28 protein-coding genes, 1 pseudogene and 1 riboswitch are annotated in these 23144 nt (G+C 46.8%); of the genes and pseudogenes, 13 read left to right on the forward strand and 16 right to left on the reverse strand.

Going from position 1 to position 23144, the window contains the following annotated elements:
- Positions 1–40: 40 nt before the first annotated feature.
- A riboswitch (TPP riboswitch) is annotated at positions 41–176 on the forward strand.
- Between the two features lie 89 nt (positions 177–265).
- The 3 genes from thiB to thiQ are packed head-to-tail and all read left to right on the forward strand — an operon-like array spanning position 266 to position 3547.
- Positions 266–1243, forward strand: coding sequence for a thiamine ABC transporter substrate binding subunit (gene thiB, locus VR7878_RS12340; protein WP_235862878.1), 978 nt, complete (start codon positions 266–268; stop codon positions 1241–1243).
- Positions 1244–1257: 14 nt separating this feature from the next.
- Positions 1258–2856 (forward strand): thiamine/thiamine pyrophosphate ABC transporter permease ThiP, encoded by a 1599-nt coding sequence (gene thiP, locus VR7878_RS12345; RefSeq protein ID WP_077336425.1) that lies wholly within the window; start codon positions 1258–1260, stop codon positions 2854–2856.
- Positions 2843–3547, forward strand: coding sequence for a thiamine ABC transporter ATP-binding protein (gene thiQ / locus VR7878_RS12350; RefSeq protein ID WP_077336384.1), 705 nt, complete (start codon positions 2843–2845; stop codon positions 3545–3547). The genes thiP and thiQ overlap by 14 nt, the downstream gene beginning before the upstream one ends.
- 55 nt (positions 3548–3602) lie before the next feature.
- Here the strand turns inward: thiQ and yjgA are convergent, their stop codons facing one another.
- Positions 3603–4130, reverse strand: a complete 528-nt coding sequence (yjgA, locus tag VR7878_RS12355) for a ribosome biogenesis factor YjgA (RefSeq protein WP_077336385.1) — start codon at positions 4128–4130, stop codon at positions 3603–3605.
- Positions 4131–4239: 109 nt separating this feature from the next.
- Here yjgA and pmbA point away from each other — a divergent pair, with 109 nt between their 5' ends.
- The gene (pmbA, locus tag VR7878_RS12360; protein WP_077336386.1) at positions 4240–5586 is read left to right on the forward strand and encodes a metalloprotease PmbA; all 1347 of its coding nucleotides are present in this window, start codon (positions 4240–4242) and stop codon (positions 5584–5586) included.
- An 83-nt stretch (positions 5587–5669) separates the two neighbouring features.
- On the opposite strand, the gene mgtE is transcribed toward pmbA, so the two are convergent.
- The 12 genes from mgtE to VR7878_RS12420 form a co-directional block, all read right to left on the reverse strand.
- Positions 5670–7028: a magnesium transporter gene (gene mgtE, locus VR7878_RS12365; RefSeq protein ID WP_077336387.1), complete on the reverse strand. Its 1359-nt coding sequence runs from the start codon at positions 7026–7028 to the stop codon at positions 5670–5672.
- 112 nt (positions 7029–7140) lie between these two features.
- Positions 7141–7419 carry an HPr family phosphocarrier protein gene (locus tag VR7878_RS12370; RefSeq protein ID WP_021019048.1) on the reverse strand — a complete coding sequence of 93 codons (279 nt, stop codon included), beginning with the start codon at positions 7417–7419 and terminating at the stop codon, positions 7141–7143.
- Between the two features lie 36 nt (positions 7420–7455).
- Positions 7456–8322, reverse strand: a complete 867-nt coding sequence (gene rapZ, locus VR7878_RS12375) for an RNase adapter RapZ (protein WP_077336388.1) — start codon at positions 8320–8322, stop codon at positions 7456–7458.
- An 18-nt stretch (positions 8323–8340) separates the two neighbouring features.
- Positions 8341–8790 carry a PTS IIA-like nitrogen regulatory protein PtsN gene (gene ptsN / locus VR7878_RS12380; protein WP_077336389.1) on the reverse strand — a complete coding sequence of 150 codons (450 nt, stop codon included), beginning with the start codon at positions 8788–8790 and terminating at the stop codon, positions 8341–8343.
- A 2-nt stretch (positions 8791–8792) separates the two neighbouring features.
- Positions 8793–9083: a ribosome hibernation promoting factor gene (gene hpf / locus VR7878_RS12385; RefSeq protein WP_077336390.1), complete on the reverse strand. Its 291-nt coding sequence runs from the start codon at positions 9081–9083 to the stop codon at positions 8793–8795.
- A 24-nt stretch (positions 9084–9107) separates the two neighbouring features.
- Positions 9108–10580: an RNA polymerase factor sigma-54 gene (locus VR7878_RS12390; RefSeq protein ID WP_077336391.1), complete on the reverse strand. Its 1473-nt coding sequence runs from the start codon at positions 10578–10580 to the stop codon at positions 9108–9110.
- 73 nt (positions 10581–10653) lie between these two features.
- The gene (lptB, locus tag VR7878_RS12395; protein WP_077336392.1) at positions 10654–11379 is read right to left on the reverse strand and encodes an LPS export ABC transporter ATP-binding protein; all 726 of its coding nucleotides are present in this window, start codon (positions 11377–11379) and stop codon (positions 10654–10656) included.
- A 3-nt stretch (positions 11380–11382) separates the two neighbouring features.
- Complete coding sequence (gene lptA, locus VR7878_RS12400) at positions 11383–11880, reverse strand: lipopolysaccharide transport periplasmic protein LptA (protein ID WP_077336393.1); 498 nt, start codon at positions 11878–11880, stop codon at positions 11383–11385.
- Positions 11861–12424 (reverse strand): LPS export ABC transporter periplasmic protein LptC, encoded by a 564-nt coding sequence (lptC, locus tag VR7878_RS12405; RefSeq protein ID WP_077336394.1) that lies wholly within the window; start codon positions 12422–12424, stop codon positions 11861–11863. The genes lptA and lptC overlap by 20 nt, the downstream gene beginning before the upstream one ends.
- A complete protein-coding gene (kdsC, locus tag VR7878_RS12410) occupies positions 12421–12978 on the reverse strand; it encodes a 3-deoxy-manno-octulosonate-8-phosphatase KdsC (RefSeq protein WP_077336395.1) in 558 nt (185 codons plus the stop codon). The genes lptC and kdsC overlap by 4 nt, the downstream gene beginning before the upstream one ends.
- Positions 12978–13949: an arabinose-5-phosphate isomerase KdsD gene (gene kdsD, locus VR7878_RS12415; RefSeq protein WP_077336396.1), complete on the reverse strand. Its 972-nt coding sequence runs from the start codon at positions 13947–13949 to the stop codon at positions 12978–12980. Before kdsD ends, kdsC begins: the two co-directional genes overlap by 1 nt.
- A 21-nt stretch (positions 13950–13970) precedes the next feature.
- On the reverse strand, positions 13971–14936 hold the full coding sequence (locus VR7878_RS12420) for a calcium/sodium antiporter (RefSeq protein WP_077336397.1): 966 nt from the start codon (positions 14934–14936) through the stop codon (positions 13971–13973).
- Between the two features lie 535 nt (positions 14937–15471).
- Here VR7878_RS12420 and mlaF point away from each other — a divergent pair.
- The 8 genes from mlaF (at position 15472) to VR7878_RS12460 (ending at position 20889) form a co-directional block, all read left to right on the forward strand.
- The gene (gene mlaF, locus VR7878_RS12425) at positions 15472–16275 is read left to right on the forward strand and encodes a phospholipid ABC transporter ATP-binding protein MlaF (RefSeq protein WP_077336398.1); all 804 of its coding nucleotides are present in this window, start codon (positions 15472–15474) and stop codon (positions 16273–16275) included.
- A complete protein-coding gene (gene mlaE, locus VR7878_RS12430) occupies positions 16265–17056 on the forward strand; it encodes a lipid asymmetry maintenance ABC transporter permease subunit MlaE (protein WP_077336399.1) in 792 nt (263 codons plus the stop codon). The genes mlaF and mlaE overlap by 11 nt, the downstream gene beginning before the upstream one ends.
- A 2-nt stretch (positions 17057–17058) precedes the next feature.
- On the forward strand, positions 17059–17568 hold the full coding sequence (gene mlaD / locus VR7878_RS12435; protein ID WP_077336400.1) for an outer membrane lipid asymmetry maintenance protein MlaD: 510 nt from the start codon (positions 17059–17061) through the stop codon (positions 17566–17568).
- Positions 17569–17571: 3 nt separating this feature from the next.
- Positions 17572–18210: a phospholipid-binding protein MlaC gene (gene mlaC, locus VR7878_RS12440; RefSeq protein ID WP_077336401.1), complete on the forward strand. Its 639-nt coding sequence runs from the start codon at positions 17572–17574 to the stop codon at positions 18208–18210.
- Complete coding sequence (locus VR7878_RS12445) at positions 18207–18515, forward strand: STAS domain-containing protein (RefSeq protein ID WP_077336402.1); 309 nt, start codon at positions 18207–18209, stop codon at positions 18513–18515. The genes mlaC and VR7878_RS12445 overlap by 4 nt, the downstream gene beginning before the upstream one ends.
- 17 nt (positions 18516–18532) lie before the next feature.
- Complete coding sequence (gene ibaG, locus VR7878_RS12450; RefSeq protein ID WP_077336403.1) at positions 18533–18787, forward strand: BolA family iron metabolism protein IbaG; 255 nt, start codon at positions 18533–18535, stop codon at positions 18785–18787.
- 9 nt (positions 18788–18796) lie between these two features.
- Entirely contained in the window at positions 18797–20062 is a 1266-nt protein-coding gene (gene murA, locus VR7878_RS12455; protein ID WP_077336404.1) for a UDP-N-acetylglucosamine 1-carboxyvinyltransferase, read from the forward strand.
- Between the two features lie 92 nt (positions 20063–20154).
- Positions 20155–20889: a 1-acylglycerol-3-phosphate O-acyltransferase gene (locus VR7878_RS12460; RefSeq protein ID WP_077336405.1), complete on the forward strand. Its 735-nt coding sequence runs from the start codon at positions 20155–20157 to the stop codon at positions 20887–20889.
- A gap of 127 nt (positions 20890–21016) precedes the next feature.
- Here VR7878_RS12460 and VR7878_RS12465 read toward each other — a convergent pair whose 3' ends face one another.
- The 3 genes from VR7878_RS12465 to pyrB form a co-directional block, all read right to left on the reverse strand.
- The gene (locus VR7878_RS12465; protein ID WP_077336406.1) at positions 21017–21403 is read right to left on the reverse strand and encodes a RidA family protein; all 387 of its coding nucleotides are present in this window, start codon (positions 21401–21403) and stop codon (positions 21017–21019) included.
- Between the two features lie 86 nt (positions 21404–21489).
- Positions 21490–21954: an aspartate carbamoyltransferase regulatory subunit gene (gene pyrI / locus VR7878_RS12470; protein ID WP_077336407.1), complete on the reverse strand. Its 465-nt coding sequence runs from the start codon at positions 21952–21954 to the stop codon at positions 21490–21492.
- A 15-nt stretch (positions 21955–21969) separates the two neighbouring features.
- Positions 21970–22899 carry an aspartate carbamoyltransferase gene (gene pyrB, locus VR7878_RS12475; RefSeq protein WP_077336426.1) on the reverse strand — a complete coding sequence of 310 codons (930 nt, stop codon included), beginning with the start codon at positions 22897–22899 and terminating at the stop codon, positions 21970–21972.
- A gap of 128 nt (positions 22900–23027) precedes the next feature.
- On the opposite strand from pyrB, the pseudogene VR7878_RS20870 reads away from it, so the two are divergent.
- Positions 23028–23144 (forward strand): annotated as a pseudogene (locus VR7878_RS20870) (IS630 family transposase); the annotation flags it as partial.

The following is a 23144-nucleotide window of genomic DNA, read 5'->3' on the forward strand; positions in this document are numbered from 1 at the left end:
ATCATCGGTAGCACATTGAGTCAATCCACAGTAAAATTGTCCGCACTCATCGGGGAGCTTCGATGACAAACAACCGATTCGGTATGTTGTCATGGTGCTGAGATTGGGCAACAGCCCGGAACCCGCAACGACCTGAACCAGATAATGCTGGCGTAGGAATTGAGTTTGGTCTGCCTTTTTGAGGCCTGCCTCAACCCTGTGCCGCTCGTATCAAGGAGAGCGAGCTGTGACATCGAACTATTCTAAAGCCTCAATTTATGCAGGCATCTTCATCTCAAGTTTGACCGCCGGATTGGTGCAGGCGAAGTCCCCTGAACTGACCGTGTATACTTATGACTCTTTTACCTCAGAATGGGGCCCCGGACCTGCAATTAAGCAAGCATTCGAGGCGCGCTGTCATTGCGAGCTGAATTATGTGGCACTCGATGACGGGGTCTCAATTCTCAACCGACTGCGCCTTGAAGGGAATCATAGTCAGGCGGATATTGTTCTGGGGCTGGATGACAGCCTGATGGCAGAAGCCAAACAGACAGGACTGCTAGCCAAACATCATGTCGATACCACAGCATTAACGCTCCCCAACGGCTGGCATGATGATGTATTTGTGCCTTACGATTATGGCTATTTTGCTTTTGTTTACCGTAAGGATTTACTCCCCAATCCACCACACAGTCTTAAATCACTGGTTGAGCAATCTCCTGATTTGAGAATCATTTATCAGGATCCGCGTACATCGACACCGGGGCAGGGGCTGCTGTTATGGATGAAATCCGTCTACGGTGATCAGGCAGCTCAAGCCTGGCAACAATTGGCGAAGAAAACGGTCACCGTTACCAAAGGTTGGTCGGAAGCCTATTCGATGTTTCTCAAAGGCGAATCGGATATGGTTCTGTCGTACACCACTTCACCGGCCTATCATCAGGTCGCTGAGCAGGATGATCGCTATGCAGCTGCTGAGTTTTCGGAAGGGCATTATATGCAGGTCGAAGTGGCCGCTAAATTGGCGGGGAGTCCACATCAGGCGCTTGCCGATCAATTTATGCAGTTTATGTTGAGCGACGATTTTCAGTCAGTCATTCCGACAACGAACTGGATGTATCCGGTGACCTCGGTTGCGCTGCCGGATGCTTTCCGTCAGCTTGCTATCCCGGAAAAATCATTGATGTTTTCCGCAGCAGAGGTTGCACACAACCGCAAACATTGGATTCGTGAGTGGCAAACTGCACTCACACAGGCTCGGTAGTTGCAGTGGTGAGACTGCAACGGACGCCCCGAATCGGGCTCTGGGTCGCCACGGGCGTGGTGGCCTTTATTCTGAGTGCTTTCGGAGCATTATTGGTTCATGCATCCGGTCTCGAACTGAGCACTGTGCTGAATGAACCTTATTATCTCCATGTCACGCGGTTTAGTTTTTATCAGGCACTGTTATCCACGTTACTGAGTGTGATTCCTGCGATTCCGGTGGCTTTGGCTTTACACCACCGTTCTTTTCCCGGCCGTGATTTGCTGATCAAACTATTTTCGATCACCTTGGTGATACCCGTGTTGGTCGGTGTGTTTGGGTTGCTCGCGATTTATGGGCGCAGCGGTTTTTTAGCCAGTGTACTGCAGGCACTACATTTGGATTTCAGCTTTTCGGTTTATGGCTTGAACGGCATTTTACTGGCGCATGTGTTTTTTAACCTGCCTTATGCCAGTCGGCTGTTTTTACATACACTGGATATGATCCCGAGAGAGCAGAGTTTATTAGCTTGCCATTTGGGGATGACGCCGTGGCAAGTGTTTCGTTACGTCAACTGGCCGCGGATTCGCCAACAGCTTCCCCATGTCGCCGGATTGGTTTTCATGCTGTGTTTTACCAGCTTTGCGACTGTGATGGCTCTGGGTGGCGGGCCGCAGTCTACGACTATCGAACTGGCAATTTATCAGGCGATTAAGTTTGATTTTGATCTGCGCGCCGGTGCGATGTTGGCTCTGTGGCAAATGTTACTGTGTGGGGCGTTGGCTTTTATGCTGCAAAGCATCACCAAAACTATCAACGCGAGTAGTCAGGGAGATTCTCCTCGCCAACCGTTATTTCGTGATAGTCGTTGGGCACGTTACTGGGATTGCGGATGGATTATTGGCTGTGGACTGTTAGTGCTGCCGCCGCTCGTCATGGTGATTATTTCCGGCCTCAATTCACACCTGTGGATAGTGCTGAGTGGTGCCGGTTTTTGGCAGGCATTCGGGAGCTCTTTACGTGTTGCGGTTGTGGCTGGTTCACTCGCTCTGGTTGCCGGGATCGGCGTATTGCTGACGAGCCGGAGTTGGCGACTGAATCATCAACGGCGGCGTGCCGATGGGCTGGAAACGATTGGTATGATGGTTTTGGTCACTCCGGGGTTGGTGATTAGTACCGGACTCTTTCTCCTGTTACGGACGTTTACCAATGCCTTTGATTTTGCCTATTGGGTCGTTGTGGCGGTCAATGCCATGATGGCTTTACCTTATGTGATTAAAACCTTACAGCAACCGCTATGGATGTTGGCGCAGCAGTATCAGTATCTGTGTGCCAGCCTGGGAATGCAGGGGTGGCGTCGTCTCTGGCTGGTGGAGTGGCGTGCTGTGAGAAAGCCGATTATTCACGCTTGGGTGATCAGCTTTTTGGTGGCAATGGGGGATTTAAGTGCCATTGCGTTATTTGGCAGTCAGGATTTCAGAACCTTGCCACTTTATCTTTATCAGTTACTGGGAAGCTATCAGATGGAATCGGCAGCGGTGGTAGCCAGCTGTTTATTGCTGATCAGTCTCGGATGCTTTTTTATTGCCGAGCGGCTGTTTCGGCGTGGGGGATATGTTAATGCTGACGCTTGATCAGGTACGTTATGAATATCAGCAAGAATGGTTTGATTTCTCGCTTTCGGTTTCTCAGGGCAGTATCTGGGCTTTGATGGGGCCAAGTGGTGCCGGAAAATCGACACTATTAAGTCTGGTTGCCGGGTTTATTACCCCAAGAGCCGGTGATATTCGGGTCAATGAGCAATCTATTTTGACCTTACCCCCCTATGAGCGTCCATTCTCAATGTTATTTCAGGAGCATAATCTGTTTTCTCATTTATCGGTACGTGACAACATTGGCTTGGGATTACACCCGGGATTAAAGCTGACGCGTAAAGACTGGGACAAAGTCACAGATGCTGCGCATCAGGTTGGGATTGAGACACTGTTAGAGCGACAACCGGAACAGTTGTCCGGCGGACAAAGGCAGCGGGTTGCCTTGGCACGCTGTTTTGTACAGGAACGTTCACACTGGTTATTGGATGAGCCTTTTTCAGCATTAGACCCGGTTTTACGGGCAGACATGCTGACTTTGGTCAGACGCTTGGCTAATGAGCGCAATATCTCAGTCTTAATGGTTACCCATCATGTCAATGATGCCAAGAATATGGCCAGTCATTTTGCTTATATCGATGACAATCATGTTCAGGTCACAGGGGAAATAGAGACATTAGGGGAATCACACAAGAACGAGTCATTGGCGGCATTTATCCGCGCGGGAAACTAATGCTCGAAGCAGCGCCATGCCTTCATGACGACATGACGGCTGCATCGCACGGATATTACTCTGAGGTTTCTTCCAACGTTTTCAGCAGTTGAAAAATTTCTCTGGCGGCTTTGGATGATTTCCCGCCCTGTTGTTCTTTTTTCGCCTTACGAACCAGATGACGGAGTTGCTGCCGATCCACTTCCGGGTGTTTTTCTATGACGGCATTGATAGCCGAATCCCCTTCCTCAATCAATTGATCCCGCTGTTGTTCCAAACGGTGGAATGCAGCGGTTGCCTGAGCATGTTTGTTACGGTATTTATCCAAGGCTGCCTGAATCGGTTCCACTTCGATATGACGCATCAAACGGCCAATATACTGAAGTTGTCGTCTTCTCGCTTCATTCTTAAAGCGTTGCGCATCATTGATTGCCTCGGCAAGCTCCGGTGGCAACGGGAACTTCTCCAAAGTGGCCGGCTTGAGTTCAACCAGTGCTTCCCCGAGTTGTTGCAGCTCAATCATGTCATTCTTCATTTCGGTTTTACTAACCCAAATGATCTCTTCTTCCTCTTCCCAGGGAGCCTTTTGATTTTTTCGCGCCATAGTCTCTAACTTATCTGCTTATCAATGTCCGTTATTTTAGCAAGAATCGTGGGGAGAACGAGAATTTCTTGTTATGCTATCGAAATAGTTTCAAAAAGAGACATCGGTTATGAATGTAAAACAGCAAGTTGCACAACAGCGAAGTGAGCTTGAAGCTGCGGTCGCGAAAGCTTTAGAGCTTGCATCATCACAAGCAGACGCCGCAGAAGTGGCGATTACCAAGAGTACGGGGCTCAGTGTTTCAACCCGTTTTTGTGAAGTCGAGAATGTCGAATTTAATAGTGACGGTGCCTTGGGGATTACGGTTTACCGGGGGCAACGTAAAGGCAGTGCTTCAACATCGGATTTGAGTGAACAAGCGATTCAACAGACGGTATTGGCTGCATTGGATATTGCTCACTATACCTCGGAAGATCCGTTTGCCGGCCCGGCACCCAAAGAACTGATGGTTAAAGATATCCCGGATTTGGATCTGTTTCACCCTGATGAGCCGAACCCGGATCAGGCTGCCAACATTGCGATTGCCGCAGAAAGAGCTGCGCTCGACTATAGCCCCAAGATCAAACAGAGTGACGGCGCGAGTTATGACAGCCACTACGGAGTGAAAGTTTACGGTAATAGTCATGGCTTGCTCGCCAGTTATGCATCCAGCCGTCATAGTATTAGTTGCTGTGTGATCGGGCAGGGCGAACAGGATCGCATGGAGCGAGATTACAGCTATACCATTGCGCGCCATAAAGATGATTTGTGGACACCACAGCAGGTGGGTCAGCTTGCTGCCGAACGAACTGTGAACCGGTTGGATCCGCAGAAACTGAAAACCGGTCATTATCCGGTGATGTTTGCACCTGAAGTTGCCACCGGTCTGATTGGTCATTTTGTGATGGCGATTTCCGGAGGTAATTTATATCGTAAATCATCATTTCTGTTGGATCATTTGGGCGAGAAAATTTTCCCTGACTGGTTCTCGATTGCTGAGCGACCGCATATTTTGCGCGGTTTAGCTTCCAGCCCGTTTGACAGTGAAGGCCTGGCAACCCGTGATTTAGACATTGTTACCGGTGGGGTGCTGGAGACTTATTTGCTGAGCAGCTATGCCGCAAGAAAGCTGAATATGGCACCGACCGGTCATGCCGGTGGAATTCATAACTGGTTTGTGAAATCTTCCGGTGAGCGGAACTTTGAGCAAATGCTGAAAGATATGGGCTCGGGCTTTTTGGTCACTGAAGTGATGGGGCAGGGCGTCAATATTGTTACCGGTGATTACTCACGCGGTGCGGCCGGTTTCTGGGTTGAAAATGGTGAGATTCAGTATCCGGTCTCCGAAATTACCATCGCTGCGGGTCTGAAAGATATGTTTAGTAATATTGTTGCAGTCGGTAATGATGTTGATGTGCGCTCCCAGATTCAGACCGGTTCTATTTTGATAGAGTCAATGAAGGTCGCCGGGGAATAATTATTTTTCTTCCATTAAATTGATTGAAACGGGCTTGATAGCCCGTTTTTTCTTAATGCGATAATCACCAGTTACAAAACACCTCAGGCGATAAAAATGGTCGCCAGTCCGAGAAAGACAAACAGACCAATCACGTCGGTAACCGTGGTGAGCGCCATACCGCCGGCGAGTGCCGGATCAATTTTCATCTTTTTCAGTATGATCGGAATAGTAACCCCGGCGATACCCGCGACGGTAAGATTGGTTAGCATTGCTGCTGAAATAATGCCACCGAGTAACCAGTTGCCTTTCCACAGCACGACGATACCGCCAATCAGCAAGGCCCACAGACAGCCGTTAAGCAGACCGACAGCCGCTTCTTTCAGTAGCAGCTCCCGTTTGTTACTGTCACCGATGTGTCCCAAAGCCAGACCACGGATCACCAGTGCAATGGTTTGGTTGCCGGCAACACCCCCCATCGAGGGAACAATAGTCATCAGTACTGCGATCGAAGCCATTTGTTCCAGTGTGGTCTCAAACATATTGGAGACCGAAGCTGCGGCCAGTGCAGCAAGTACGTTGGCGCCCAGCCAGATACTCCGTTTCCGGGCCGATTTCATCACCGGTGCAAACGTATCTTCTTCATCATCCATCCCCGCTAAACTCATCATCGAGTGCTCAACATCTTCACGGATGACATCGACAACGTCATCGATGGTGATCCGGCCTAACAGGTGTTGTTCCGCATTGACAACCGGTGCTGAGACCCAGTTCCGCCGTTCAAACAAACTGGCAACGTCTGAATCTTTGGCATCGACCTGAATGGCTTCATCCGCATCTTCCATAATATCGCTGATGCGGACATCCGGTTGGCTGGTTAATAAGCTGGCAAGGGAGAGATGGCCGATGAGTCGGCTCTCTTCGTCAATCACATACAAGGCATCGGTTGCCTGTGGTAGTTCACCCCTCATCCGTAAATAGCGGAGCACGACATCCACATCCACATCACCACGAATCGTGACAAAGTCGGTGTTCATCAGGCCACCGGCCGTATCCTCCGGATATGAGAGTGCCATTTCGACCCGAAGACGGTCGACGTTATCCATCTGGGATAGAATTTCTCGGGAGAGGCCATCAGGCAGGCTTCGCAAGACGTAAGCAAGGTCATCGGTGTCCATGCCTTCAGTCGCTTCTGCCAACCGTTCCGGTGCCATTTTGGACACCAGTGCGTCTTTGACATCTTCACTGAGTTCATCGAGGATTTCGCCGTAGTCTTCCGGATCGGTCAATTGCCAGAGGACATCACGACTTTTACGCGGTGAGGCTTCCAGAAGATGAGCAATATCTTCTGGTTCCATGTCCTGAAGTTGGCGGCGGACATGGACAAAACGACCATTTTCTAAGGCTTCTGTGACTTCCCGGAGGGTAAGGTGAGCCTGATCAAACTCAATATGCTCTGCCATAACTTCCCCCTGTGTCGTATTTATTATGTAAGTGACATAGTAACTTAATTCTATGCCTGATTTAATAAGAAGTTATTGCAGGATGAAATTTATTTTTGCGTGAAAATAGTGGTTAGTCTTCTTCTTCGAATTTATCTTCAATTAAGCAGCAAACCGCGTCTAAGGCTGGCTCTGCTTCACTGCCTTCCGCAGAGATAGTGACATATTGTCCCTGTGCCGATTCAAGCATCAACAGCCCCATGACACCATCGGCTGTGGCTTCTTTTCCTTCCTGACTTCTAATGGTCAGGATAGCATCGAATGATTGGGCTAACTCCACAAGTTTAACGGCCGCTCTGGCATGAAGTCCCAGCTTATTCTCAATTAAAACCGTTTTACTGAGTTGTGGCATCGCATGATCCTCTATTGGCTTATTCCAGCGTTGGTTTCAGGTGTGATGTTTCTCAAGTGAAGTATGGCGAATTTGTACCTGATGACCAAGTTGGGAGAAGTATTCTCCGATTTGTTGGGTCAGATAAACAGACCGATGTTTTCCACCGGTACAGCCAATGGCAATGGTCAGATAGCTGCGATTATTTTTCTCCAGAGAAGGGAGCCAATAATCAATGAATGACTGAATATGCTGGCGCATATCAATCACCTCGGCGTGTTGCTCCAGAAACGATTTTACCGGTGCATCAAGCCCGGTGAATGCACGTAATTCAGGTTGCCAGTGAGGGTTGGGAAGAAAACGAACGTCGAAAACGAAATCAGCGTCGCTGGGTAATCCATATTTAAAACCGAAGGATTCAAAAACGATGATCAGGTGCTTACGCTCTCTTCCCTCGACGCGCATACGAACCGTTTCGCTCAGCTCGTGAATCGATTTATTGGTACTGTCGAGCAGCATGTCTGCTTGTTTTTTCAACGGTGCAAGGATCTGCTTTTCTTGAGCAATGGCTTGTGCCAGCGTTAAATTATTGTTGTGCAGGGAGAGCGGATGAATCCGGCGGGTTTCACTATAGCGTTTGAGCAGCGCGTCTTCGGTCGCATCAAGGAAAAGCACATTCACATCATACGAGACGGTACTTTTCAGTGAGCGGAAGGTTTCGCTGAGTATTGACGGATCATGGGGTAAGTTGCGGATATCAATGCTGACCGCGACATTCTGTTTACTGCCCTGAACCGATTGAAGAAAAGCATCCAATAAATCGATAGGGAGGTTATCAACACAATAGTATCCCAGATCTTCCAGCACCCTTAAGGCGACACTTTTGCCGGCACCGGACTGACCACTAACAACAATTAATCGCATCGTGACATACTCAGAAAATCAAGACTGGTCGATCATGATATCATAAAGTTCTTGATCGTTTTCAGCTTTACGAAGTTGCTTTAACACTTGTTTGTTATTCAGTCGTTCAGCCATTTGGGCGAGGGTTTTCAAATGGATTTGACATTGTTCTTCCGGGACAAACAAGGCAAACAGAATATCGACAGGACGATTATCGATCGCATCAAAATCGATTGGCTCCTCACATTGAATGAGAACAGCAACTGCATTTTCACTGAACGACATTCTTGCATGTGGAATGGCAATGCCGTTACCGATACCGGTACTGCCAACTTTTTCTCGGGAGAGCATATTTTCGAACAGTTCGGTCGCATTCTGGCCCGTGTAATTAGCCGCTATTTCACTGATGATTTCTAATGCTCGTTTTTTGCTCGAACATTGGACTGCACTTTTCGTGCAGTCCAGAGACAGAACTTCATTGAGTTGCATGATTAATGACTACTTAATTTTTCTTTATGCTTATTCAGTTGACGGACTAACTTGTCAACGAGGCTATCGATTGCGGCATACATGTTTTCATCTTCAGCGGTTGCATGAATTTCCCCCTGATTGACATGAAGCGTTGCTTCAGCGACTTGTAGGAGTTTTTTTTCAACCCTTAAAATGACCTGTATGCTATTGATATGGTCAAAAAACCGCTCAAGTTTATCAAATTTTGAGTGAACATAGTCTTGCATTGAATCGGTCAGATCAATGTGGTGGCCATTAATATTGATTTGCATAGACTTTCCTTCTCTGTTGGGCCTTTATAACAGGCGTTTACGCTGACTCGATGGGGATATCCCCAAAGACTCTCGGTACTTTGCAATGGTACGTCTAGCGACCTGAATCCCCTGATCAGCTAGTAGTGTTGCAATTTTACTGTCACTGAGTGGTTTTGCCGGGTTTTCTGCGGCAACCAGTTTTTTGATCAGTGCGCGAATTGCGGTTGATGAACATTCTCCACCATTGTCTGTGCTTACGTGGCTAGAGAAAAAGTACTTCAGCTCGAATATCCCCCGAGGGGTATGCATAAACTTTTGGGTTGTGACCCGCGAGATGGTTGATTCATGCATGTCAACGGCAAGGGCGACATCATTGAGAACCATCGGTTTCATTGCTTCTTCCCCATACTCGAAGAAATCGTGCTGATGTTCAACTATACACTTGGCAACTTTGAGCAACGTCTCGTTTCGACTTTCTAAACTTTTAATTAACCATTTTGCTTCTTGTAAATTCGTTCGGATATAATTACTGTCTGCGCCATTTCCCCGTCCCAGTTCTGCGTATTGCTGGTTGATTTTTAATCTTGGCATACTGTCCGGGTTGATGGCGACGACCCATTTCCCCCGATCTTTGAAGACCGAAACATCCGGAATGACATATTCAGCATGTTCTGCATTAATATCATTCCCGGGGCGGGGGTTGAGTTCTTGAATGAGTTGCAAAGCGGAGCGTAATTCGTCTTCTTTTAGCTTTGCTTCTTTTTGGATCAGTTTGTAATCCCGGTTTCCTAACTGATCGATATGATCTGTCAACAGGCGTCTGGCTTCACTGAGCCACGGAGTGTCACTTGGATATGTTGCCAGTTGTAGTAACAGGCAGTCCTGCAGATTCAGGGATGCGACACCTAAAGGATCAAATTGCTGAATACGCTTTCTGACTGCTTCGATTTCATCCAGCTCGATATCGTCATCTTCTTCACTTTTGACACTTTCCAGAATGTCTTCAAGAGACAGTGTCAGATAACCGTAGTCGTCTATGGCATCAATGATCGCCAGCGCAATGGCTCGATCCGTATCACTGAAAGGGGTTAAATCTAATTGCCACAGCAGGTAATCCTGTAGTGTTTGCGTGGTTTCACCCTGATAAACAGGTGTATCTTCATCGAGTGAAATACCGGTACTACCTGTATTGGCACTGTAGACATCATCCCAAGTCGTATCGATTTCAAGTTCATTGCTGATTTCTGATTTTTCAATCATTTCTGAGCTATCTTGTGGCTCCGGCTCGCTATCAGCGACATCAGCAGTGGCTTCTTTTAACGTTTCTGTTTTTTCTTCTTGGGAATTGACTTCATCATGTGCATCTTCAACATCAAGTAGTGGGTTGGAATCGAGTGCTTCCTGAATCTCTTGCTGGAGATCTAACGTCGAAAGTTGCAGCAATCGAATCGCTTGCTGCAACTGAGGTGTCATGGCTAACTGTTGACCTAACTTGAGTTGTAGTGACGGTTTCATTCAGTTTCGATTGCCTTATTCTGTGTTGCCGTATTCTGATGTATGTCTGGCTCAAATCCCGTTCTTACTTTAATCATAGACGGAATTGTTCACCGAGATAAACCTGTTTGACCTGCTCGTTATCGAGAACTTCTTGCGGAGTCCCTTCTGCGATTAGGTTGCCTTGGCTTACGATATAGGCTTTTTCACAAACATCCAAGGTTTCCCTGACATTATGATCAGTAATCAAAACACCAAGCCCCCGATCCCGGAGGTGTTCAATTATTTTCTTGATATCAATGACCGAAATCGGGTCAACCCCGGCAAACGGTTCATCCAACAAAATGAACTGTGGGTTGGCAGCCAACGCCCGGGCAATTTCTACGCGGCGTCTCTCACCACCGGAGAGTGCCATCCCGGCGCTGTAGCGAATGTGCCCGATATGGAACTCTTCCAGCAAGTCTTCAAGTTTATCCTGACGTTCTTCCCGCGAAAGATTCTCCCGGGTTTGTAATACCGCCATGATGTTGTCTTCAACGGAGAGTTTACGGAAAATGGAGGCTTCTTGTGGTAAATAGCCGATGCCCATCCGAGAGCGCTGGTGCATGGGCAGAACACTGATGTCTTTGTCATCAATTTGGATCGAGCCTTCATCCCGGGCGACCAGACCGACAATCATATAAAATGAGGTTGTCTTGCCCGCACCATTCGGCCCCAGCAGGCCGACAATTTGTCCGGACTCTACCTGTAGGCTGACATCAGAGACGACTTTTCTCTTTTTATAGCTTTTGGCTAAATGCTCTGCTTTTAGTATGGCCATGGTTTATTCTTTATTCGTTGCCTGTGGTTGCAGCACGGTTGAAACACGCTCGTTTGAATTTCCGTCTGCAATGAGTTTTTGTGCAGAAATTTTGTAACGGATTTTGGTACTACGGATCACGCTATCATCTTGCGATAGCATTGCTTTTTCGGTCATGGTTAATTGATCCGCAGCCATTTGATAGTTGAGTTTCTTGGCTTCGCCATAGAGGGTTTTCCCTTCATCGGTTAACTGAGAAAACGTGGCCAGATCACCGAAACCCTGAATTTCCTCGATCTGTCCGTTTTGAGGATTCCGGGTCACGATTAATTTGTCGGCATGGATATTAATACTGCCTTGTTTGAGGGTTACGTTGCCCACAAAAGTAACCTGATTACTTTTTAAATCAAGTTGCTGGCTATCCGAATCGATATAAACCGGTTGTTCGGTATCTGTTGCTAATGCCAAAGCGCCGCTTGAGATAAACAGGCAAGCGAGCAAACTAAGGTGCGAGATTTTCATATCTACCCTGTACATGGTTATAAAGTAAGGCGCTATGATCAGCAAAATTTCCTTTCATCGCCTGACCTTGTGTTTCAAATTGTGGACCTTTCAGCAAGACGGGTGTGTCTGTCCAAAAATCACGGTTGTCCAATTGCATACTGAGTTTTGCTGTTTCGAGTGACTCGAAACTGGAATCCTCAAGTAAGTTTTTACCAATCACGTTGTCGTAAAGCGTTAATATTTTATTCTTGGTCAGAATTCCCCGTTGAGCCGTCACTTTCCATTCCATGACTCGCCCATCACGGTAAACCTGTAAAATCGGATGTTCAAATACTGTGTTGCCACTTTTAGCATAATAATCAAGATGCGTTGATGTGATGATATAGCTTCTCACCCCATCTGCACCATACGAAATATTTGACAGATGCTCACCGCTAAACATGGGTAGCTCTGTGTTCGGAGCGACTTGTACATTCGCTTTTCTTTCATTATCGAGCAGGTAATAAATGGACCAGCAGATAATGAAAAATAAGAGTATATAGATTGTACGAGCCAGACTCATATACTCAAACCTTTGTGCATTTCCAGCTCACCCCGAGACTGTAAGATTAAATCACAGACCTCCCGTACGGCACCATGTCCGCCCGCTATGGTCGTGACGTAGTTTGCTCTCTTGAGCAGTAATGGATGACCATCGGCGACACAAACTTTTAACGCAACTTGTGCCATCACCGGCCAATCAATCAAATCATCACCGATATAGGCCGTATGTTCCGGTAAGATCTGGGTTTTTTGGCAAATATCAGCATAGGCACTCACTTTATCATCCTGTCCCTGATAAATCAGTGAAATCCCCAGCGCTTTCATACGGTTTTCGACTATCTTTGAGTGTCTGCCGGTGACGACCGCAACCTCAATACCTGCATTCATCAGCGATTTTATGCCATATCCGTCCCGGGTATGGAAGGTTTTCAACTCTTCACCCTGATTACCTAAGTAAATTCGGCCATCGGAGAACACGCCATCAACATCACAGATGAGTAATTTGATCTGACTGGCGACTTCCCAAATCGATGACGTTATCGGGCCATAAAGTGTTTCAACCATATTTGTCACTACATCACTCCTGCTTTCAGAAGGTCGTGCATATTGAGAGCGCCGACCAGCAGGCCGTTATCAACCAACATCAAACCGTTGATTCGTTTTTCCTGCATTAAATTGAGCCCTTCCACTGCAAGAATGTGAGGTGATGCAATGGTTGGGTTTTGGGTCATCACATCACTAATCTTGGCGCTGTGAATATCGACACGCTTGTCCAGAATTCGTCTGAGATCACCATCGGTAAAAATACCGAGTAGCTTGTGCTGTTGATCGACTACAGCCGTCATACCTAACCCTTTTTGACTGATTTCCATTAAGGCATCGCGGATTAAGGCATCAGGGCTGACGATGGGAAGTTGATCTCCGGAATGCATAATATCACCCAGTTTGAGCAACAGCTTACGACCCAATGCGCCGCCCGGATGAGAGAGCGCAAAATCTTCCTGAGTGAATCCGCGAGCCTGTAACAGCGTAATTGCAAGAGCATCACCCATTACAAGTGTTGCCGTGGCGCTGGATGTCGGTGCCAGACCTAACGGGCACGCTTCTTCCGGGACAGAAACCTGTAAATGGAGATCTGCAAGCTTGGCCATATTGGATTGTGGATTGCCGGTCATGCTGATAATACGGATCGAGCGACGTTTCAATACCGGATAAAGCGGGAGTATCTCTGACGATTCACCTGAATAAGAGATCGCAATCACGATGTCTCCTTCTGAGATCATACCGAGATCCCCGTGTGCAGCCTCACCCGGATGAACAAAGAAAGACGGTGTTCCGGTGCTGGCGAAGGTTGCCGCCATTTTTTTACCGATATGACCAGACTTACCCATACCCATGACGATAACTTTACCCACCGTATTACTCAGAATCATGTCGCAGGCTTGACAGAAATGCTCATCAAAATATTGTTCTATTTGTTGCAAGCATTTAATTTCTATATCTAAAACCTGTTTTGCTGACTGAGTGTAGTTTAGTTGTGGCATCCTCAACTCCGTTCTCTCTTGCTAAGCGCCCATATTCATGAATAAATAAGTCTGATAGACAATAAATATAACGAACAGGATAAACCCTTCGATTCTGTTAATGCTTCGGGATTTTCCTAACGCCATGACGACTAAGAGCAGAGAAAGCCCCAACATGACCCAAAAGTCTCGTCCCATGGCATGTTCGCTGATGACTGACGGGTTCAGAATTCCGGGGAGCCCCATCACCGCCAAAATGTTGAACACATTCGAGCCGATAATATTCCCCACGGCCATATCATCTTCACCTTTCAGTACTCCTGCGAGCGAGGCCGCAAGTTCTGGCAGGCTGGTTCCAATTGCAATAATGGTCAGACCGATGACGAGATCACTCATGCCAAAGTATTTTGCTATGATAACGGCATTACTCACAAGAATGTCAGCAGATAGTGGCAGCAGAATCAGACCCACGATGACCCAGAAAATCGCTATTTTACTATTCACGCCCTCTGGCACTTCTGACTCTTGCTCTGCCAGAAGCCGATCCTTTTGATTGTTTTCACCACGGCTGATTTTAAGCATTGCCAGAATAAATATGGCAAACACAACAAAGAGTAAGACGCCTTCATAGAAGCCAAGGTGTCCATCCCAAAGAATCACACCGGCTAATAATGTGACTCCAATCATGAACGGAAGTTCTCTGCGGAGCAGTTCCGAGTTAATCGATAGTGGTTTAATGAGCGCTGTAATGCCCAGAATTAATGCGATATTGGCAATATTCGAGCCCAGAATGTTACCGACGGCGGTATCGGTTTTATTGGCGAGGGCTGCTGTTGCAGAGACCATCATCTCTGGTGCTGATGAGCCCATTGCAATGATAGTCATACCAATCACCAACGGTGAAATCCCAACATTGCGTGCCAGCGCTGCAGAACCAAAAACCAACCGATCTGCACTCCATACCAGTAAGATGAGTCCGACAATTAATAAAGCAACAGCTGTAAGCATGTGTATTCCTAGTGGATAAAGATAAAAATATTTAACCGTCGATTTTGACGTTTTGGTTTGCAAAAGGAAAGTGAAACCGCTTCATTTATTCATCAAAAGGTTGCAGATTTAGATATATTTCTCTTTCTGAGTGAATTCAAACTGTTGCTCAGCAAACCATATCAGTGACCGGATAGCATTATCCATCGATATTTTTCGGGTTTCTGTAAGGGCGCTGACAAAGGAGGTGCATCTTACCATCAAAATCAGAAATAGGGATGCTAAACTGGTTCGGACAGTTCATTTTTTCGACACAATGAATGTGTCGGGATTTGACGAAGTAAAGTAAGTCAATGATTCTTGCATTAGTAATGGTATGATAGAGCCCGTCCGGTGTGATGTTCAGTGTTGATGGTTTTAGAAGCCTGATAAGGTTAGCATCATTACGATACCGTGCTTTTAATTTGTGAAATGATACTTATGATTGTGTTTTTTTGTCCATGATGTATATGGCGTTATGAACAATTGAACCTAAGAAAGGAACGATAGGCTGTGTATGTCCGAGTCTGATCTGGTAACGATTAACAATCTGACGTTTTCTCGTGGCGACAGAAAGATTTTTGATGATGTGTCACTCCATGTCCCAAAGGGAAAGGTCACTGCGATTATGGGGCCTTCCGGTATCGGGAAAACGACTTTGCTCCGTTTGATTGGCGGGCAGTTGCTGCCAGAATCCGGAGAAATCTGGTTTGATGGCGTGAATATTCCTACTTTGGGACGAAACAAGCTTTATCAGGCCCGTAAGAAAATGAGTATGTTGTTTCAGTCCGGGGCGTTATTTACCGATCTGAATGTGTTCGATAATGTGGCATTCCCGCTGCGGGAGCATACAGCTTTGAGTGAAACATTTATTCGGACACTGGTATTGCTTAAACTCGAAGCGGTCGGTTTGCGGGGAGCTGCTCATCTGATGCCGAGTGAGTTATCCGGTGGGATGGCACGTCGTGCGGCACTTGCCCGGGCAATTGCGCTGGACCCTGAATTGATTATGTTTGACGAGCCATTTGTCGGGCAGGACCCGATGACGATGGGCGTTTTGGTTGAATTGATTCGCCACCTCAATCAGGCTTTGGGAATCACGTCTATTGTTGTTTCTCATGATGTTCCGGAAGTGATGAGTATTGCCGATTGGGTGTATATTCTGGCCGACGGAAAAGTTATTGCGAAAGGCACGACAGAGTCATTACTCCAGAACGAGGATCCGCGAGTCAGACAGTTTTTACAGGGTGAAGCTGACGGGCCGGTGCCTTTCCGCTATCCTGCGCCATCTCTTGAGAAGGATCTATTTCATGTTGGCTAGTTTTATTCAGTTTGCCGTTCATACTGGCCGGAGAACATTTGATATTTGTGAAGCGTTTGGCCGTGCGACGTTTATGTTGCTTGGTGCTTTACTGAGCCGGCCCCATCCTGTGAAACATTTTCCGCTGTTGGTCAAGCAAATCTATAGTGTCGGTGTGTTATCCATGGCCATTATTATTGTGTCTGGCTTGTTCATCGGTATGGTTGTGAGTTTGCAAGGCTATGTCATTCTGGTTGATTATGGTGCAGAAGGCAGTTTGGGCACATTGGTTTCGCTGTCATTATTGCGCGAATTAGGGCCGGTTGTGACCGCATTATTATTTGCTGGCCGGGCGGGCTCAGCCTTAACGGCTGAAATTGGTTTGATGAAAGCCACCGAGCAGCTGTCGAGTCTTGAAATGATGGCTATTGACCCATTGAAGCGTGTTATCGCGCCCCGGTTTTGGGCCGGGGTGATTTCGATGCCGGTATTGGCAATGATCTTTATGGCTGTCGGTATATGGGGCGGACAATTGGTTGGCGTGGACTGGAAAGGAATTGACGATGGTAGTTTCTGGTCAACCATTCAGGCAACCGTCGAGTTAGGTCATGATATCGGGAACAGCATGGTGAAGTGCTTTGCATTTGCATTTACCGTTGTCTGGATTGCGCTGTTTAACGGCTATGATGCAATACCAACCTCTGAAGGGATCAGTCGAGCGACAACGAAAACTGTCGTTTATTCGTCTCTCGCTGTTTTAGGTCTTGATTTTGTTTTAACTGCACTGATGTTTGGGAACTAAACATGCAACAAACACGATTAATAGAATTTTGGGTGGGCACTTTCGTTATTGCCGGAATTTGCGCAATTCTGGTGATGATTTTTCAAGTTGCTGATGTAAAAGGTCTGGGAGCGGATGATACTTATCAACTGACCGCGGAGTTTGACAATATTGGTAGTCTGAAAGTCCGCTCTCCCGTCAAAGTTGGCGGTGTGGTTATCGGTCGGGTTTCAGAGATCAGTCTGGATCCGGAATCATTGAAGCCGATGGTGAAATTATCAATCAGCAGCCAATATAAAGAGTTCCCCGCGACGTCCAGTCTGCAGATTTTGACATCCGGATTAATTGGTGAGCAGTATATTAGTCTGGTGCCCGGATTTGTCTGGGGAGATGAAACCGAGTTGTTGGGGAATGGCGACAAGGTTGAAGATACGAAGTCTGCACTCGTGCTCGAAAACTTGATCGGGCAGTTCCTCTATCGGAGTGGCAATTCCGGTGATGATAAGAAAAATCAGGCAGACGCGAAGGAGTAAGGAATGTTAATGCGTTATATGATGTTAGTGATGGTTTTGCTCTGTTCAATGACCAGTCAGGCGAAAACCGTTGATATGCATAATCCTTATCAGATGATGAAGCAGGTGTCGGAACAGACATTTCAACGTTTAAAATCCGAGCAGAATAAAATTCATCAAGATCCGAATTATCTGAAAGAGATCGTCAAAGATGAGTTGATGCCGTATGTCAATTACCAGTATGCAGCTCTCAAGCTGTTAGGACCTTATCTGAAAGGTGCTAAGAAGGATGATGTACTGGCATTTATCGATGCATTTCAAGGCTATCTGATTAGCAGCTACGCGCAGGTTTTAACCCAGTACAGTGATCAGGAAGTTCAATTCGGACCAGAGCCGAAAATTGATGCAACCGATCGGATTGCTACTGTAATGGTCAATATTATCGATACACCGAACCCTGATATTAAACTTGAGTTTCAACTAAGAAAGTCAAAATCCGGTGAATGGCAAGCTTTCGATATGATTGCTGAAGGGATTAGTATGCTATCCAGTAAACGCTCTGAATGGAGTGGTAAAATTAATAGTGATGGTATCTTAGCCGTGGCAAATGAGTTGAAAGCGCTCTCTCAGCAACCGATAACAACAATTGAGAAAAAGTCATGACACATCCTCAGTGGCATCCGCTTGAACAGGGGACGATTGAGTTAAGTGGGGCGCTGGATCGAGAAACTGTTCCGAAACTGTGGCAGTTTCTACAAAACTGGCAGCCGACTCATGAGCAAATCATGCTTTCACTTGAAAATGTGGCGCGGGTCGATTCCGCAGGCATGGTATTGCTGCTTCATTTAATAGAACATGCAAAAAAACGAAACTGTCATATAATGCTCAGTTTCGTGCCAGAGCAACTTCATATGTTATTCCAGTTAAGTAACGTTGATTCGCTCGTAACAAACCATATTTCAGAATAAGTAATTAGGGGTAGATAGTGGATAGTGCACAAGTACAAGAGATTTTAGATGAGGCACTTCATCTTCACGAAATCCATGTTAAAGGGGAAGGCAGCCATTTTGAAGTGATCGCAGTTGATGAGTGCTTCGATGGAATGAGCCGAGTGAAGAAACAACAATTCATCTATGCCCCTTTAATGGCATATATTCAGCGTAATGAAATTCATGCCGTTTCCATCAAAGCCTACACCCCGGCAGAATGGGAACGTGATAAAAAACTGATGTCTTTGTAAGGTTGATTCATGGAAAAATTTCGAGTAACCGGGTCAAATCAACCTTTACAGGGAGAAGTGGTGATTTCCGGGGCTAAAAATGCAGCGCTTCCGATTCTGTTTGCATCCATTCTTGCTCAGGAACCGGTTGAAGTTGCCAATATTCCCCATCTACGTGACATTGATACGACCATGGCTTTATTGCAGCGATTGGGTGCAAAAGTGGAAAGAAATGGTTCCGTTCACGTGGATCCGAGCAGTATCAATCAATATTGTGCACCTTATGACTTGGTCAAAACGATGCGTGCCTCCATCTGGGCGTTGGGCCCACTGGTTGCCCGTTTTGGTCAGGGACAAGTCTCACTGCCGGGTGGTTGTGCGATTGGTGCGCGTCCTGTGGATTTACATATTCAGGGGCTGGAGCAACTGGGTGCAAAAATCGTACTGGAAGACGGTTATGTAAAAGCGACTGTGGATGGTCGTTTGCAAGGCGCGCATATTGTCATGGATAAAGTGAGTGTCGGTGCGACGATCACCGTGATGTGCGCAGCAACGCTGGCCGAAGGGGTGACCGTTTTAGACAATGCCGCACGTGAGCCGGAAATTGTTGATACGGCGATGTTTTTGAATACTCTGGGGGCTAAAATTTCCGGAGCAGGCACAGATACGATCACGATCGAAGGCGTTGAACGGTTAGGTGGCGGGCAACATACTGTTGTGGCTGACCGGATTGAAACCGGTACATTTCTGGTCGCGGCGGCTGTCTCTGGCGGCAAGGTCGTTTGCCGCAATACCCATGCGCACCTGCTTGAGTCCGTGTTAGCGAAGCTGGAAGAGGCCGGGGCATTGATTGAAATCGGTGATGACTGGATTTCTCTGGATATGACCGGAAGAACCCTGAAAGCCGTTTCGATCCGTACCGCACCTCACCCGGGCTTTCCGACTGATATGCAAGCTCAGTTTACACTGCTCAATATCATGGCTAAAGGCAGCGGTGTGATTACGGAGACGATTTTTGAAAATCGTTTCATGCATGTACCTGAGTTAATGCGGATGGGGGCGAAAGCCGAGATCGAAGGCAATACCGTTATTTGTGGTGATATTGACGGATTGAGTGGTGCTCAGGTGATGGCGACAGACTTACGTGCTTCGGCCAGTCTGGTCATTGCCGGATGTATTGCCAAAGGTGAAACCATCGTTGATCGGATTTATCACATTGATCGCGGCTATGAACGGATTGAAGATAAATTGTCGGCACTGGGCGCAACGATTGAAAGGTTCAGTGACGCCGGTTAATTGATTGTCGAATTGAGTCGAAACTGAAGAAGGGTTTCGGCTTTTTTATTGTGGGGCTGGTGTTGATGGCAGCCCTGATTTAGGAGAACAGAATGATTGCACTATTACGTGTGTTTGTTGTCGTGATATTTGCGCTATTCATGTTTATCTTCGGGTGTGGCTACTGTTTATTGAGCCCTCGCAATCCGAAGCATGTTTATACATTTGGTCGATTGTTTGCTCGTATGTCCCGCCTGTTCGGGATCAAACTTGAGCTGCGCCTGCCGGAGAATGCACTTCAGCAGACACAAAGTATTTATATTGCTAATCACCAGAGTAACTGGGATATGTTTACCGTTTCTGCGGCTGTCACACCGAGAGTGGTCACAGTCGGTAAGAAAAGTCTGGTATGGCTGCCTCTGTTCGGGCAGCTCTATTGGCTGACGGGCAATATCCTGATTGATCGCGCCAATAAAGCCAAAGCAAAAGGCACCATTGATCAAGTGGTCGATAGTGTCAAAAACAGCAAAGTCTCGGTGTGGATGTTTCCGGAAGGAACACGCTCTCGTGGGCGGGGATTATTACCTTTTAAGGTCGGAGCGTTTCATGCTGCGATTGCCGCTGGTGTACCCGTTGTGCCGATCGTATGTAGCTCGACCAGTCATCTGAAATTAAACCGCTGGAATAATGGTCATGTCATCGTTGAGATGATGGCACCGATTCCGACGGAAGGCTTGAAAAAAGAAGACGTTCGTCATTTGGCGAAAGAGTGTCATAAAGTGATGAAAGAGAAGCTTGCATCGTTGGATCAAGAGGTTTCTGTTTTAAATCAGGGGCGAGGATCGTGATTAACTGATCCGAGCTGGTTTACCGCGCTTATGAAAAAGGTTGATAGCAATATCAACCTTTTTTCTTTTTAGCAGCCTGCGCATCAGTCATCAGTGTAAGCCAAACCAAATACACTGCAAATCAGGCTTAACGGACTGCAATGGCTTCAATTTCAATGCCAACATCTTTTGGCAATCGTGCGACTTCAACGCAAGAGCGAGCCGGGTAGTTTGCGACGTTATGTTCATCGAAAAACTGGCCATACACTTCATTGACGGTTGCAAAGTCACCCAAGTCTTTGACAAAAACTGTCATCTTCACGATATTAGCGACCGTTAAACCGGCAGACTCAATGATCGCTTTAACGTTTTCCAGAGACTGACGGGCTTGCGCTGCAATCTCAACCGGTACTTCGCCTGTGACCGGGTTAACCGGAATTTGTCCGGATGTCATGATGAGATTACCCAAATCAACACCTTGAACGTATGGCCCGATAGCTGCTGGCGCTGATTCTGTATGAATTACCTTTGTCATTGTTTTCTATCCATTTCATGTTGCTTCAGAAAGGCCAGTTTGCCTTGATTCAGAGCGGAGGTAAAGCCTCAATCACCGGGGGGATTTTAAGCCCGCTCAGTAACGATATCTCTGGAGAAAACCTTTTCGCAATACTTACATTTCAACCGAATATCCTGTTTCTTTTCTACAATGCTAAAACTACTTTCCACGGGTTCATCATGGGAGATGCAGTTGGTATTCGGGCAGGCAAAGACATTATTCACGCGTTGTGGCAGTTTCAGCGCGAGTTTTTTCACTACCTTGTAGTTTTCAATTTGGTTGACTGTTGCATGTGGTGCATACAACGCCAGTTTGTTGGCTTGGGATTCGTTGATGAAGACATTTTCGATCTTCAGTAAGTCTTTAATCCCCAATGCCGATGAAGGCAGGTTCAGTCCGATAGTTACTTTCTGCGATGAGTGATGCATATCGAAAAGTTTTAATACCTTAATGCCGATTTGTGCCGGGATATGGTCGATAACAGTACCGTTTTTAATGGCTTCTACCTGTAATTGTGAATCTTTTGGCATGATCATTTACTCCCTTTACAGTGTTTCATTCAGCACAAGTGCAAGTAGTGCTTCGCGTGCGTAGACGCCATTTTCTGCCTGTTGGAAGAAATAAGCGTGTGGTGTTTGATCGACATCCGTGGTGATTTCATCGACGCGCGGCAGAGGGTGAAGCACTTTCATATTCTCTTTAGCGTCCTGAAGCTGGGCGGCTGAAAGAATATAAGCCGAGCGAATATGCGCATATTCTGATTCATCAAAGCGCTCCTTCTGTACTCGGGTCATATAGAGAATATCCACTTGAGGAATCACACTTTCAATATCAGTATGCAGGCTATACTCATGACCCGCTTCTTCCAGTTCTTCTAAGATGTAATCGGGCATTGCCAGTGCATCCGGCGCAATAAAGAAAAAGCGATTGTTGTTAAATTTCGCCAGCGCCTGAGTCAGAGAATGGACAGTGCGACCATATTTCAGATCACCGACGAACGCGATGTTGATCCCATCGAGACGTCCTTGTGTTTCTGTGATGGTAAACAGATCGAGTAAGGTTTGGGTCGGATGTTGATTGGCACCGTCACCGGCGTTGATGACGGGTACACCGTTGGAGAATTCCGAAGCCAGACGCGCGGCACCTTCTTGTGGGTGGCGCATGACAAAGGCATCGACATAAGAAGAGATGATCTGCACGGAATCCGCCAGTGTTTCGCCTTTCTTCGCCAGTGATGTATTGCCACCATTATCAAATCCAATCACGTTGCCACCAATCCGTTGAATTGCGGTTTCAAAAGAGAGTCGCGTCCGTGTTGAGGGTTCAAAGAAGCAACTGGCAATGACCTTATTGCGGATCAATTCCGGCTGAGGTGTTGCTTTCAGCTGACCTGCTGTATTGACAATCAACTCTAACTCATTACGCGTGAGTTCAGAGATTGAGATGATGTGCTTTCTGTATAGCGAATTCGTCATGATCATCTTCCCTAAATAACTGTTCCTAAATGTAGATCACCGGAGAATAAAAAAGAAAGGAACTCGGTAGCGTTTGTGCGATCTGATTAGTCGCCAAACCCACAAATCAACAACCACTACCGAGAGCCATGATTCTAACATTACCTGACCGTGCAGAGCGACGCCGAATTATCAAAAAAATGCACAAGACAAAGGATAAAGACCATTATCGCCGTTTGAATGCCATATTACTTTTGGCTAGCGGA

The sequence above is a fragment of the Vibrio ruber DSM 16370 genome (assembly GCF_900163965.1).
GTDB classification, from domain to species: Bacteria; Pseudomonadota; Gammaproteobacteria; order Enterobacterales; family Vibrionaceae; genus Vibrio; species Vibrio ruber.

Coding starts and splice junctions, on each gene's coding strand:
- thiQ (WP_077336384.1), top strand. CDS start 2,843: ATGCTGACGCTTGATCAGGTACGTTATGAATATCAGCAAGAATGGTTT.
- yjgA (WP_077336385.1), bottom strand. CDS start 4,130: ATGGCGCGAAAAAATCAAAAGGCTCCCTGGGAAGAGGAAGAAGAGATC.
- pmbA (WP_077336386.1), top strand. CDS start 4,240: ATGAATGTAAAACAGCAAGTTGCACAACAGCGAAGTGAGCTTGAAGCT.
- mgtE (WP_077336387.1), bottom strand. CDS start 7,028: ATGGCAGAGCATATTGAGTTTGATCAGGCTCACCTTACCCTCCGGGAA.
- VR7878_RS12370 (WP_021019048.1), bottom strand. CDS start 7,419: ATGCCACAACTCAGTAAAACGGTTTTAATTGAGAATAAGCTGGGACTT.
- rapZ (WP_077336388.1), bottom strand. CDS start 8,322: ATGCGATTAATTGTTGTTAGTGGTCAGTCCGGTGCCGGCAAAAGTGTC.
- ptsN (WP_077336389.1), bottom strand. CDS start 8,790: ATGCAACTCAATGAAGTTCTGTCTCTGGACTGCACGAAAAGTGCAGTC.
- hpf (WP_077336390.1), bottom strand. CDS start 9,083: ATGCAAATCAATATTAATGGCCACCACATTGATCTGACCGATTCAATG.
- VR7878_RS12390 (WP_077336391.1), bottom strand. CDS start 10,580: ATGAAACCGTCACTACAACTCAAGTTAGGTCAACAGTTAGCCATGACA.
- lptB (WP_077336392.1), bottom strand. CDS start 11,379: ATGGCCATACTAAAAGCAGAGCATTTAGCCAAAAGCTATAAAAAGAGA.
- lptA (WP_077336393.1), bottom strand. CDS start 11,880: ATGAAAATCTCGCACCTTAGTTTGCTCGCTTGCCTGTTTATCTCAAGC.
- lptC (WP_077336394.1), bottom strand. CDS start 12,424: ATGAGTCTGGCTCGTACAATCTATATACTCTTATTTTTCATTATCTGC.
- kdsD (WP_077336396.1), bottom strand. CDS start 13,949: ATGCCACAACTAAACTACACTCAGTCAGCAAAACAGGTTTTAGATATA.
- VR7878_RS12420 (WP_077336397.1), bottom strand. CDS start 14,936: ATGCTTACAGCTGTTGCTTTATTAATTGTCGGACTCATCTTACTGGTA.
- mlaF (WP_077336398.1), top strand. CDS start 15,472: ATGTCCGAGTCTGATCTGGTAACGATTAACAATCTGACGTTTTCTCGT.
- mlaE (WP_077336399.1), top strand. CDS start 16,265: ATGTTGGCTAGTTTTATTCAGTTTGCCGTTCATACTGGCCGGAGAACA.
- mlaD (WP_077336400.1), top strand. CDS start 17,059: ATGCAACAAACACGATTAATAGAATTTTGGGTGGGCACTTTCGTTATT.
- mlaC (WP_077336401.1), top strand. CDS start 17,572: ATGTTAATGCGTTATATGATGTTAGTGATGGTTTTGCTCTGTTCAATG.
- VR7878_RS12445 (WP_077336402.1), top strand. CDS start 18,207: ATGACACATCCTCAGTGGCATCCGCTTGAACAGGGGACGATTGAGTTA.
- murA (WP_077336404.1), top strand. CDS start 18,797: ATGGAAAAATTTCGAGTAACCGGGTCAAATCAACCTTTACAGGGAGAA.
- VR7878_RS12460 (WP_077336405.1), top strand. CDS start 20,155: ATGATTGCACTATTACGTGTGTTTGTTGTCGTGATATTTGCGCTATTC.
- VR7878_RS12465 (WP_077336406.1), bottom strand. CDS start 21,403: ATGACAAAGGTAATTCATACAGAATCAGCGCCAGCAGCTATCGGGCCA.
- pyrI (WP_077336407.1), bottom strand. CDS start 21,954: ATGCCAAAAGATTCACAATTACAGGTAGAAGCCATTAAAAACGGTACT.
- pyrB (WP_077336426.1), bottom strand. CDS start 22,899: ATGACGAATTCGCTATACAGAAAGCACATCATCTCAATCTCTGAACTC.